General features: G+C 55.3%; 10 protein-coding genes. 2 read left to right on the top strand and 8 right to left on the bottom strand.

Annotated elements, in window-relative coordinates; all coding sequences use genetic code 11:
* Positions 1 to 107 precede the first annotated feature (107 nt).
* The gene (locus tag B3759_RS03850; RefSeq protein WP_018308341.1) at positions 108 to 815 is read right to left on the bottom strand and encodes a tetratricopeptide repeat protein; all 708 of its coding nucleotides are present in this window, start codon (positions 813 to 815) and stop codon (positions 108 to 110) included.
* Between the two features lie 737 nt (positions 816 to 1,552).
* On the opposite strand from B3759_RS03850, the gene B3759_RS03845 reads away from it, so the two are divergent.
* On the top strand, positions 1,553 to 2,530 hold the full coding sequence (locus B3759_RS03845) for an MIP/aquaporin family protein (protein WP_291363808.1): 978 nt from the start codon (positions 1,553 to 1,555) through the stop codon (positions 2,528 to 2,530).
* 58 nt (positions 2,531 to 2,588) lie between these two features.
* Here the strand turns inward: B3759_RS03845 and B3759_RS03840 are convergent, their stop codons facing one another.
* From B3759_RS03840 to B3759_RS03815, 6 genes are read right to left on the bottom strand one after another with little or no spacing between them, the layout of a single operon-like run.
* Positions 2,589 to 3,200, bottom strand: coding sequence for a nitroreductase family protein (locus tag B3759_RS03840; RefSeq protein ID WP_291363789.1), 612 nt, complete (start codon positions 3,198 to 3,200; stop codon positions 2,589 to 2,591).
* 22 nt (positions 3,201 to 3,222) lie between these two features.
* On the bottom strand, positions 3,223 to 4,347 hold the full coding sequence (locus tag B3759_RS03835; protein WP_291363787.1) for an L-dopachrome tautomerase-related protein: 1,125 nt from the start codon (positions 4,345 to 4,347) through the stop codon (positions 3,223 to 3,225).
* A gap of 40 nt (positions 4,348 to 4,387) precedes the next feature.
* The gene (locus B3759_RS03830; protein WP_291363786.1) at positions 4,388 to 5,218 is read right to left on the bottom strand and encodes a phosphoenolpyruvate hydrolase family protein; all 831 of its coding nucleotides are present in this window, start codon (positions 5,216 to 5,218) and stop codon (positions 4,388 to 4,390) included.
* Positions 5,205 to 6,461, bottom strand: a complete 1,257-nt coding sequence (locus B3759_RS03825; RefSeq protein ID WP_291363785.1) for a Tm-1-like ATP-binding domain-containing protein — start codon at positions 6,459 to 6,461, stop codon at positions 5,205 to 5,207. The genes B3759_RS03830 and B3759_RS03825 overlap by 14 nt, the downstream gene beginning before the upstream one ends.
* A 6-nt stretch (positions 6,462 to 6,467) precedes the next feature.
* On the bottom strand, positions 6,468 to 6,782 hold the full coding sequence (locus B3759_RS03820) for a putative quinol monooxygenase (protein WP_291363783.1): 315 nt from the start codon (positions 6,780 to 6,782) through the stop codon (positions 6,468 to 6,470).
* Positions 6,783 to 6,834: 52 nt separating this feature from the next.
* On the bottom strand, positions 6,835 to 8,211 hold the full coding sequence (locus B3759_RS03815) for a PLP-dependent aminotransferase family protein (RefSeq protein ID WP_291363781.1): 1,377 nt from the start codon (positions 8,209 to 8,211) through the stop codon (positions 6,835 to 6,837).
* Between the two features lie 452 nt (positions 8,212 to 8,663).
* Here B3759_RS03815 and B3759_RS03810 point away from each other — a divergent pair, with 452 nt between their 5' ends.
* The gene (locus B3759_RS03810) at positions 8,664 to 12,443 is read left to right on the top strand and encodes a Hint domain-containing protein (protein ID WP_291363779.1); all 3,780 of its coding nucleotides are present in this window, start codon (positions 8,664 to 8,666) and stop codon (positions 12,441 to 12,443) included.
* Positions 12,444 to 12,534: 91 nt separating this feature from the next.
* On the opposite strand, the gene B3759_RS03805 is transcribed toward B3759_RS03810, so the two are convergent.
* Positions 12,535 to 12,777, bottom strand: a complete 243-nt coding sequence (locus tag B3759_RS03805) for a hypothetical protein (RefSeq protein ID WP_099348685.1) — start codon at positions 12,775 to 12,777, stop codon at positions 12,535 to 12,537.
* Positions 12,778 to 12,781 lie beyond the last annotated feature (4 nt).

Genomic DNA, 12,781 nt, shown 5'->3' with positions numbered 1-12,781 from the left:
TTCTGTTAAGGATATGATCCTTCGATTATCCCAATTGTCTTTATGAGAAATATTTCTTGCGATTCATCATGTGAAATAAAGGCATATTTTCGAATGCGTTCTGGTCGTCAGGAAGGTTGTTTTTTGTCGTCTGCGTGGAGTGTCCAGAATTCCGAGAGCTTGTTGAATTTGGCGGCTGCCGCATCGGGAGGAAGATAGGAGATCAGAACGGTCTTGGCGTCTTCTGTGCGTCCGGCAGCGATGAGGAGGAGGGCATAATTTTCCCGTGTCCGTGGTGTTGCGTCTCCTGTGACGGCGTAAGGCTTGATGATGGCCAGCCCCTTGGAAATATCCCCTGACAGACCGATGGAAAGACCGAGATTGACTTCTGGCGAGACCATGCTGGGATCAATCTGGATCGCTCGTTTGTACTCGTTCTGCGCTTCGGTGTAATGGCCGTTCAGATCCAGAGCCACACCGTAATCATCGACGATATGGGGATCATCAGGGTAGAGCTTGACCATGTTTTCCAGAATGGTCAGTGCTGTCTCCGGTTTGCGTCGCATGTATATTTTGACGAGGCCCATCCAGCCATCTTTGGAATCATGGTTGATGGCGATGATTTTCTTGTAAAATTCGATGGCCGCCGTTTCTCTTCCCAGCGCCTCATGGATTCTGGCAAGTCGGAGAAGAACAGCTGGATTGTTGGGGTAGCTCTGATTCAGTTCAACCAACTGTGGAAGGGCGTTTTCCACTTCACCATTCTGAATTTCGATGTCCGAAACGGAGAGCTGCCTGTCCAGTGTCGCCGGAGGGTGGGAGCACGCAGCCAGCAACAGACATCCAATGAGTCCTGTATGACGTGTTAATGGTTTCAACTGAATAACCCTTTGATTTAAAGCTTTTTGATAAAGTTTGGAGATTAAACTAACCGGCGAATGTCAATCACTTGTAAACAAACACCCGCGTTGGGATAAGATATTCAGAACGTGGGGGGCTTTGGCCGTTGATGCCGCCATGGATTGAGAAGCAGTCAGGGCTCCTGATGCCTCTTGGTCAGCGTTAAATCTCGCCTGTTTCGGAAACACAATCTGCTCCTGTAACCACGATATCACACCGACCCTGACAGGTTTTGGAACAGGCGCACGCTTTCGAACTACGGGAGGCACCAGTCTAAGGGGGGAGGCCTATCATCCACTCCATTTTTCTCGCGCGGAATGCTTTTCCTGTAACCTTGCTTAACAACGAAATATTTATCCGTTGGATAAGATGGTAATTATTTTAATTTTTGAATATAAAATGCATTATAAATATCAATATTAAGCAATAAAAATACATAATAATTTGAAAATATTTTCCATTTCAATGATCGTTAGAAAAAATGACATTTATTTATGTGTAACATAAGCTAATCAAGAAAATGTTATATTGAACATTTCACATCCAATCCCAATATGTATTCAGGGAATTGTTGAAGATGGTGAAGCAAGAGATGGCACAGGATAAAAAGAAGCATAAGGACTGGCACGCGCATCTACCGCATCTTCACCTGCCACACTTCCATCTTCCACATGTGAAATTGCCGCCTATTCATTGGCCGCACTTTCATATTCATTTTCATGACCGTCCACTCGCTGGTGAACCACATCCGGAACGCCCGTTTCATTGGCGGCTTTATATGTGCGAACTGGTTGCCACAGCCGTGCTGATGGTGATCGGTCTGGCCTGCGTTATCGTTCTGTCAGCGCCCGACACCTTTCTGGGCAAACTGCTCAGTGCTTACCCGGCGTTGCAGGCAGCTCTTTGTGGTCTCTGTTTCGGTCTGGCGGGAACAGCCGCAGCCATGACGCCTTTTGGAAAAGTCAGTGGAGCGCACCTGAATCCATCGGTGACGCTGGCCTTCATGCTGTCGAAGAAAATCGTCTGGATTGATGCGTTAGGTTATATCATTGCCCAGATTATTGGCGCAGTGCTGGGAACGACGATCGTTTATTGCCTGGGATATATTGCTTCCTCTTGGAAGATCGATGCGGTTGTCACCCATTATGGCGCGACGACGCCCTATACGGGGCTTTCAATCTGGTATGCCTTGGGGTCTGAGACGTTGGTAACGGGTCTGCTGATCGCCACACTCTACTGGCTGGCCGCGCATCCCCGTCATAAATGGGTCACTCCGTGGATCGGAGGGATTTTCTTTTTTGTGATGAATCCGCTTACAGCCTGGATTTCAGGAAACAGTGCCAACTTCGCCCGTACATTTGGACCGGACCTGTATGCGGGCAACTGGAGCGGTCTGTGGGTTTATCTTCTCGGTCCATTCGTCGGGTCATCGCTGGCTGTAATCGCCATCAAGGCCGATATCCTGGGCAAACTTCATCTTGCTGAAGCCCGCCTTGTCAATTTTGGACATCATGGCCGTGTTCCCCATATGGAAGATCCGCATTTCGTGCACGCGGCTCCAGAGCATTATGAGGAATATAAACAGCATCTTGAGGCTGTACAGAAGATACAAAAGGAAGCCGGAGACGGCAGCACGAAAGCTGCTGAGTGATGGCATCAATCAGTGAGTGCATGGCAGACAGCGCCATGCACTCACTGAAAACTGGTCTTCAGCTAAACGTATTCCGGATGATGATTTCAGACGCAGGCAGGATCCCTCCCGTGGGATAAGGATCTTTCGCAGGCTTGCCGAGGGCTACGAACATGACGATCTCATGGTCTTCCGGCAGATGGATCAGCTTGCCAACGGCCTCAAAGTCGAACCCGTCCATGGGGCAGGTGGCGTAACCCATGCTCTCTGCCAGAAGCATGATCGCGCCCGCCGCCATGCCGCAGGAGCGCATGCCTTCATCGCGCTGCACCTGCTCACGTCCGCGATAATACTGATCGATGGCGCCCACCATGATTTCCTGTGTCTCTGGCCCTGCATTTTCCCAGTAACGGACAGGAGATTTCTCCCACGCCCTGATGTCGGCGCACAGGATCAGCAACGCGGACGCATCGGTCACCTGCGGCTGGTCCCAGGCAACCTTGCGGATTTCACGGCGCAGGTCCGTATCGCTCACCACCACGAAGCGCCAGTTCTGGATATTGAACGCCGTCGGCATCCGGCGGGCCAGCCCGAGGATGGTCTCGAGATCCTCCTCTGGCATGCGATGTCCGGCATCGAACACCTTGGTCGCACGACGTGCAAGAATGGCGCTGGCAACATCGAGTGTCATAGGGAATCTTCTCCTGATTCTTTCAGTAACGGCGAGAGGGTTTGAGGTGCGCGTCAACGGCGTAGATGCTGACAGGCAGTTTCACACGTGACACACCATCATGCTGGAACGTCGCGGTGCGGTTGAGCTGGATGGCGGGAATCCACAGAGCGCCTTTGTCGGTGATCCACAGTGCGTCTCCCCATACCAGACGTGGATCATCAATGAAGGTCGAGCCCTGTCCTTCCGGCGTGATTTTCAGAATACGCAGATGATCAACATCCGACACATAGAGATTGCCATCCCCGTCAATGGCAGTTCCACCGGTGGTCGGCGTATCATAGAATGGCTTTACGCGGGCATTGAGTTGCGCATCCGTCAGCGTCTTATTCTCCAGGTCTGCTGTTGCTATTTTCGACATCGGTCCCGCACTGGACTGGAAATAAAGCGTCTCACCATCGGGCGAGACTTCCAGTTGATCGGCATGAATCCGGGCTTCACGGTTGCCTGTCATCAGGATCTGTCCCTCGGCACGCATCGGCCGTTCGTCCGTGACGGAGGGCTGGTGCGCCAGAACGCGCCGCTGCTGTCCATCACGCAGATCGACAAGAATCAGGCCGGGATCACCGGCATCCGTGAGAATCAGCGTGTTGTTATGAAAACGCAGATCATCAACGTAGCTGAAGCGCGTGATCCCCTGACGAAGCACAATCAGATGCACGGGACGTCCGGTGGCGGGATCGAAGGCGACCAGTTTCGGGGCAGCGCCGTTTGCTGGATTGGGTTTGCCTCCGACATTCGCTTCACCGGAATCCACCACCCAGAGCAGCCCATCCGGACCGATGCGGATGGCGTTGACCCGGACAAAGCTGTTCAGTGCATCATGCGAATGTTCCCAGTCGTTCCATGATGCATCCGGAAAAGGCCGCATTGAACCATCCGGCAGAAGTTCGCCTACAGTCGGACCTGAACCGCCACCACCCCAGTAGGGGAAGGACATGAACACACGCCCTGTGTCTGTGGTCGTCACGGCGTTCATGATGCGATCGGACGAATAGACCGTCTGGAGCGCTGAACCGGGATAGGACTGCGCCCGTGCAGGCAATGTCGAAAAACCTGTGGCAAGCAGCAGAGAAGCGACAAGAGCGAGGCGTCGTGAAATCTTCATGAGAGAAACCTCCTGCACGGGTAAGTATCCGTGGAAAATGTCAGCGCGTCATGGCCTTGAAGGTGCGGGTCTGTTCAACCAGCGCCGTCTCGGTCGGTAGACGCTCCATGCTGGAAGCGCCGTAGAAGCCGTGACAGTCAGGGCACGCGCTCAACACTTTCTGCGCATCGGCAGGCATCGCGATAGGCCCGCCATGACAGAGCAGGATCACATCATCGCGCACACTTTTCGCCGCGTCCGAAATCTCGTTGATCAGCTTGATGCAATCGTCCAGCGTGAAGGCCGTTTCAGCCCCGATGCTGCCGCCCGTTGTCAGCCCCATGTGGGCTACAAGAATATCGGCGCCCGCGCGGGCCATGTCCTTTGCCTGCTCAACATCGAAAACATAAGGCGTGGTCAGCAGATCTTTCTTGTGGGCACGGGCGACCATATCCACTTCAAGACTGTAGCTCATACCCGTTTCTTCAAGATTCTTGCGAAAGTTTCCGTCGATCAGACCCACCGTCGGGAAGTTCTGGATGCCGGAAAAGCCGACGCGACGCACATCATCGAGGAATACATCGAAATCCACAAACGGATCGGTGCCGTTGACGCCTGCCAGAACCGGCGTGTTCGGCACGACCGGCAGCACTTCACGCGCCATGTCCATGACAATCTGGTTGGCGTTGCCATAGGCCAGAAGCCCGGCGAGCGATCCGCGGCCCGCCATGCGGTAGCGGCCGGAATTATAGATGACGATCAGATCAATGCCACCAGCCGCCTCGCACTTGGCGGAAAGGCCGGTGCCGGCTCCGCCGCCGACAATCGGTTTGCGTTCGGCGATCAGTCCGCGCAGGCGATGCAGGATGGCGCTACGTTCAATCCGGGGCATGGAAGTCATTCTCCTTGAAAAGATCGATAAGTTCTCCTGCCATGGCCTGAGCGAAGGCAGGATCGTTCATGGCGAGCGGCAGGCTGATGAAACGGCGATCCGTTGTCTGTTGCAATGTTTCAAGCAAAGCATCGCGGAAAGCGATATCGGCTGCCGGATCATAAAAAGGCTGATCCGGGCGGTCGAGTTGTGAAAACCCGCCTTCCGGGTAAAAGAACCGGACAGGCCCGTCACAGCGATTGAGACGTTCGCCGATCAGACGTCCCATTTCACGGCACTCCTGATCGGTCGTGCGCATGAGGGTGATGAACGGATTGTGCCGCACGAAAACACGGTCACGATAGCGCTCAGGCACGGTTTCCACAGCACCGAAATTGACCATGTCGAGGCCGCCGCAACTCCCGACATATGGCACCTTGGTCTCGGCGATCACATCGAGACGGGAGGCGTCGCAAGGGAAGATACCGCCCGCGACGAAATCACAGAACTCGGTTGTGGTGATGTCCAGCACACCCCGCAGAACGCCCTGCGCGACAAGGCGCTCCATTGAGTTTCCACCGGAGCCGGTCGCGTGGAAAACCAGACATTCGAAATCCGGCTCAAGTACCCGGACCGCTTCCGTGACACAGGGCGTTGTCACTCCGAACATGGTGATCCCGATTGCAGGACGGGTTTCCGGCGCAGCCACATGACGGGTTTCCGGCGCAGCCACATAAGGATGGCGTACCATGGCCGCCATGGCGTTCGCCGCATTGGCGAGAATGGGGCGGGATATGCGGTTCAGCCCCTGCAAATCCACGACGGGATAGATCATCGCGATATCGGACTCGCCGACATAGGGCTTGATGTTACCCGAGGCGACTGTGGAAATCAGGATCTTCGGCAAACCGATGGGCAGCGCCTGCATGGCCGGTGCGACGATGGCCGTTCCCCCCGAGCCGCCGATGCCGATGACACCGGCCAGATCGGCGCGGCCCGGCAGGAAGCGTTCCAGCGCGACGGACATGGCGGTGATCGCCTGACCGCGTTCTCCACAGAACACGGCAGCTTCGCCATCCGGATGATGGGCGGCGACTTCCTGCGCCGGGATGTCTGCTGGACAGGGTGTCTCACTGGTGCTGACATCCACGATCAAAGCTTCAATGCCGTTCTCGACAAGAACGGAACGCAGATAGGTCAGTTCAGCAGATTTCGTGTCGGCAGTGCCGAGAAGATAGACATGCGGCGTCATGATCCGCGTCATCCCGCTTCAGGAAAAGGCCGACACGTCTTCGAGCATGGTCACCATTGGTCTGCCTTCCATGCCTTTCTCGAACGCGGTCTTCATGGCGAGAAAATGGGGCTGCTTTTCATGTTCGTGAATCGCTGCCACGCTTTGCCATTGTTCGATGAATACGAAATGCAGCGGATCATTCAGATCGCGGCGGCAGGTATAGAAAAGATTGGTCACTTCCTGACGGGATGCTGTGATGCAGGCCGTCATGACGGGCAGAATTGCGTCGAGATGCTCTTCTTTCAGATGAAAGGATGCAACGACCGTCACATGCTGCGTAGTGTCAGGCATGGGCTTCCCTCCGAATGGTGGCGTGGGAAGAGCCTACTCGAAAGATACACTTTCAGTATATCGGTATAGTGTCACGCGACACTTTTCCCTCTGTATCGAGGCAGGCTGACTGTACGAGCCTCAGCGCCTCGGGGAGTCGCCGGAACGATACACTCCCGAATGCGAGGCGTATTCCAGTGCTGTGCACCGCTTTCGTCGACTGAAAGGATGTTGCGGCGGGAAGGGAGACACCAAGGTCTTTCGCCAGCGCGATGACACGTTCTGCTCGCTTTAGCGGCATGGGCAGCCACGCATGAAAAGCGTAATGACGCGCCTGCACGACCTGAGGCAGGCTGGCGGTCACAAGCTCCTGACGACGAATGGCCTCGTTCTGAAGGGCCTTTCGTACGCTTTCGGCAGTGCCGTTCTGCATCCACAGCGCCATCATGGCATAGGACAGGGGGGCGATCATAAGCGAAGAAGCCAGAAGCGCAGGCAGGCATTTTTCCATATAGCCAGCCGGAGGAATGAGGGTTCCGATACGCAGTCCCGGGCTGAGGATCTTGGAAAGGCTACTGACATGGAACGTGCGTTCCGGCGCGAGCTCAAGAAAAGATGGTCGGGACGGATTATGCCCGGAGACATACACACCGTCTTCAATGATCAGAGCATCGAATTTCCTGCAAATGCTGACAATTTCCTGTCGTCGCTGCAATTCCATCGTCGCTGTGGTCGGGTTGTGCATGGTAGGCGTTAGATAGAGGACGGCGCGCTCTTTTCGATTTTTATGGAGAATCTTGTCGAGTGAGGCAGGAAGTATTCCTTCCTCATCCATTCGGGCAGCATGAACGGGCATGTGGTTTTGCCGCATGGCGCCAAGCATGCCGGGATAGGTCTGCTCCTCCGTCACAGCATATGTGACATGTGACCGGGCGACGTTCAGAGCTACATTGAGAGCCTGCTGCGCGCCTGCCGTCAGAAGCAGGTTTTCCGGCAAGACCTCTACGCCCAATTCTGCAAGCCAGTGCGCCATGATGCGGCGATGTTCGGGATGCCCGGCGATCGGTGGATAGACATTGAACAGATCCGGATCGACCTGTTTCGCCAGTTTGTTGAGCGTGCCGGACAATGCCCTGTTGCTGAACATCGGTGGCGGCATGTTCGTAGCGAGGTCAAATCTGGTTCCGGCGTTTTCCTGCCGGACAGAAACGAACATGCCACGACCATGTACGCTGCGCACCAGCCCGCGACGTTCAAGAATGGCATAGGCGCGTGAGACAGAGCCGATGCCGATGCCAAGCCGCCACGCCAGATCCCGATGGGCGGGAAGGCGGTCATCCACCTTGAGCTTTCCGGCAAGGATGTCGGTACCCATCGCTTCCGCAAGCCGTTCCGCCGGAGAGGCGTTCCCGTCCGGTAGATGTGGGTCCCATGATGACTGAAGGCGCATGTTTTTTCTCTGCCCTGGACCTCGTGTTTCGAAAATCTGTTCCTGTCCGGATGTGTGATTTTCTGACTGCCGGAAAGTCTGGTTGCCCTGTTTTGGATGTGACTGTCCAGACTGAGTGTGTGTTGACGGGACGTAGCAGGGGGATGGTTTCAGTCTGTATTCATTGATCGGATGCGACGGAAATATAGAACCTGTAACTGAGTATTTTTTACAAGAGATGAAGTTTTTTAATAAAAATTAAGGATTGATGTTGCCGCTATCCAGAAAGTGTCGGGCTGCTGGGGAGGAAAAGTCGCATAAAAATCCTGAAATATTCGCGTATTAGTATTTTATCGTGAATAAAACGTCTTCCGGTTGCGGGTGGGTTCTTTTTGTCGTTTATAAGAGTGCGATGTGCATAGAAGATGTATTTCGTATACTTTATTTATTCTTCTGAAGAACGGAAGTCAGAAATGGCGGCGGCAATTTCGGGTGGTGACTGGCTGGCGGTCAGTCATGGCGGCAAGACATATTACGAAAGTGGCCAGACCTCCGTTTCTGATCCGACTTCCCTGACAGACATCGCCAGTCTCGTTGTGGCCAGCGGCGCCATCGTATCCGGCGTGACAATTTCTGGCGGTAAGCCTGTCGTGTCGGTCCTCAGTGGAGGGATTCTCACGCAGGTAACGGAGATGGACGGCTCGCTGTCAGTTGCAGCCGGGGGCACGGTCAGCAGTAGCACGTTGACGGGCGATCAGGCATCGTTCGCTTCCGGTGCCGTCGCCGCCGGAGTAACGCTTGGCGGAGACAGCAGCGCATCCGTTCTGTCGGCTGTGTCGGGCGCCATCATATCGGGCATTTCCGTCGTATCCGGTGGTTCACTCAGTCTGGCCAGTGGGGCGGTCGTCAATCAGGTGACAGCGTCATCCGGTGGTGGCGTTTCGGCAGCCTCCGGCACGGCGATCAACGGGATGGTGCTGTCATCAGGCAGCGTGAACGCCATCGCCACATTCCAGTCTGTGACGAACTATACCGATGACACGTTTGATCACACGATTCCCAACGCAACAACGGGTGGGGCTGATCTCTGGCTTCCCATAGACGCCAGTACACATGTCACCTCGATCTCCATTGATCTGACGATTGATGCGCTGAACGGTCCCGGCATGCATTTTTTCGCACTGCAGGTGGACTTTTCAAACGGAGCCTGGGCGCATGGCGGCTTGCAGGCGCAGGGAGAGACGCCGTGGCGGATCAACTGGGGTGGGCTGGATGTCACACCGGATGATCCGACGGGATACAGTATCAACGATCCACAGGATCTGTCCTATATTCAGGATAATATTCCCCAATATGTTTCAGCGGATTTTCTCGTTGGAAAAACATACACCTACACCATAAGTCGTGGTGAGGAAGTTACGTTTCTTCCTGGTTATTACACAAAGATTGACGGGGCGCAGACTTATTACGTCGATCAGACCCGCACGATGTGGGAATGGCATTTCACTGTCACGCCCACCGACGGATCATCGCCCGCCATCACACAGGTGCTCTACACAAGTTCTCCGTATATCAGTGAAGCTGCTTACTGGAACGAGAACTTTGAAGCGAGTCAGCCTGCCAGCGAGTGGACGAATCTAAAGGTCACTTCGGAAGATGGTTCCACTCAGGTCGTCAGCAAGGTCATGTCGGCAAATGCGACGGGTCCGATTACATCCGGCAGTTCCATTACGTCCGGCGCAACAATCCTGTTCAGTACGACAAATGTGTCTTCCGGGCAGGTTCTCAGTCATGCGCAGGTTGAAACATCCGGGGTCATCAATGTCGAAAATGGCGGGGTGACGACAGGGACTATTGTAGGGGATGGCGGTTCTCTCCTTGTGTCGAGCGGGGGCATTGCCCTGCAGGATACCATTTCGAGTGGTGGAACCGCGATAGCGCTGTCATCGGGAACCGTGGAACGGGAAACCGTGCTGTCCGGTGGGACGATTGTGGTGTCGTCGGGCGGAAACGCCGTGTCGGATATCCTGTCCGGCGGCAGTGAAACAGTGCTGTCCGGTGCGCATGTCGCATGGGAAACGCTGCAGTCAGGCGCTGTGCTGACGGTTGCTGAAAGCGGCATGGCCGGAGGGGCGGCAATTTCTTCCGGAGGAAGGGAGATTGTTTCTTCCGGTGGCTATGTGCGGGGCGATACCATTTCTGCGGGAGGCTCTGTGCAGGTGCTGTCCGGTGGCAGCGCTACGGATGAGACCGTTCTTTCCGGCGGCACGCTGACTGTTTCAAATGGAAGCGTCACGCAGACCACAATGAAGGGAGGGGAGTTTATCCTCGAGGGTGGGGCGACCCATGCCAATGTGCTGTCCGGTGGCACACTGATTGTTTCCAGCGGGACAGAGTTCGCCGATATAATCTCTTCCGGTGGTGTGGTGGAATCCCTGTCCGGCACACTCGTGGAACAAGACATTCTTTTGTCGGGTGGACAGATCATCCTGAACGGCGGGAAGTCTTATCTCAATACTGTGGTTGGAGGCACGCTGACTGTCTCCAGTGGACTGGCCTATTACGACACACTGTCTTCGGGTTCGACAGAGATTGCCCTGTCCGGTGCGAACGTACAGGAAGAAACCCTGTTGTCGGGCGCGACACTGATCGTTTCCAGCGGTGCTCTCTCGCTAAATAATATACTTTCCGGTGGCACTGAAATCGTGCTTTCCGGTTCCATTATCCAGTCACAAAAGGTTCTGTCCGGCGGCACACTCATCGTTTCGGCTGGAACGGCCAGTTATGACACAATCTCCTCCGGCGGGACGGAAAAAGTCCAATTCGGCGCCAGCGCGGCAGCTGAGACCGTTCTGTCGGGCGCAACAGTCGTTGTTTCCAGTGGAGGTTCCACGCTCAGCAATACGCTTTCGGGTGGCACTGAAGTGGTGCTTTCGGGAGGCGTTGCCCAGTGGCAGAAGGTTCTGTCCGGTGGCACGCTGGTGCTTTCCAATGGCGCATCGGCGACAAACGTTTCTCTGGCCAGTGGTGGAAAGATCGATTTCCGCGCTCTGGATTATACTTCCGACGTGTCCGCCAGCATCAACAGCGCGTCGAATATCCTGACGGTTTCAGCAGGCGGCAAGACCACAACCGTCTCGCTTTCCGACACATATGGCGATGGTCCGGTGACGGTGACAGCCGATGAAGACGGCGGTGTGGAAGTGGAAACCTGCTTCCTTCCCGATACCCTGATCCGCACGCCATCTGGCGATGTTCCCGTACAGTCTTTGCGTCAGGGTGATCTGGTTCTGACATATGACTGGCAAAACGATCGAGACGTGCCGCAGCCGCTGACATGGGCTGGAAGCCAGAGCGCACGGGTCCGTGCAGGTCTTCTTGATGACGAGGCAGGCTACCCCGTGCGTATCCTGAAAGATGCAATCGCGCCCGGCCAGCCTTACAAGGATCTGCTGGTGACGGCGGAACATTGCCTGTTTTTGAAGGACTCATTCATTCCGGCGCGTATGCTGGTGAATGATCGCTCCATTTTCTACGACCGTACCCTGATCTCCTATGCCTACTATCATATCGAGACAGCGGAGCATTCCGTCGTGCGGGCAGACGGGCTTCTCACGGAAAGCTATCTGGATACGGGTAATCGGCGAAACTTCACGCAGAACGGGTCTGTGGTGTCCTTTCCGGCGGCTCGAGGAAAGTCCTGGGAAAACGATGCCGCCGCGCCGCTGACGGTCTCGTGCGACAAGGTCGAGCCGGTGTTTCGTATGATCGAGGCGCGGGCCGAGGCGAATGGTCTGACGCTGCGATCCGCACGGCCCGCTGTAACGCATGATCCGGATCTGCATCTGCGGGCGGAAAACGGCATGTTCATCCCCGTGTTTCGCAGAGAAGGGGATTGGTTCCTCTTCATGATTCCGGCTGGGGTGGACCGCATATATCTGAAGTCGCGTGCCGCACGTCCGGCTGATGTCGCAGGACCGTTTGTCGATGATCGTCGCTGGCTGGGCGTTCTGGTGGGCGAGATCATGGTGCAGGACGCAGAGGCGATGAAACCGCTGGTGACGCATCATCAGGAAGTTGATCTCCCGGGATGGCATGGCCTGTCGGATGAACCCGGACGCTGGACGGACGGGGATGCGTTCCTGTCGCTCGGGATGGCAGACACACCGGACGAGCGGTTGCTAAGTGTGCAGATTCTGGCTGCGGGTCCGTATCTCGTGCTGGAAGGAAAGCAGGCTGCTGCGTTAGCCTAGGGACTGTCTGCAAGTCTGAAACGCTATAAATAGACAGGGGCGTCTCTCATGAGAAAGACGCCCCTGTCCATTCTGAAATCAGAAAACTGCTTTATTTGACGTCAAGCGTCTTTTTGCCAAGCAGAGCCAGTTCACTGGCTTCCATGCCTTCCGGATTATGGGTCGCCTTTTTCGCGATTTCCTTCTCCTGCTCGGTGGCGTGCTCTCCGCCTTTCAGCACATGCTCGGCAAGAAGGATAACTTCTTCCTTCGTCAGGAGCTTCGGGGAGTGTGTCGCTTTGCGAGCCAGATCGTGAAGCGAACTGGAAGCGTGGGGTGCGCGGTCGTGTGCCATGGTG

Source organism: Acetobacter sp. UBA5411, from assembly GCF_002409645.1.
GTDB lineage: Bacteria > Pseudomonadota > Alphaproteobacteria > Acetobacterales > Acetobacteraceae > Acetobacter.
The sequence above is the reverse complement of the archived record's forward strand: the minus strand, read 5'-3'. Positions and strand labels throughout refer to the sequence as shown.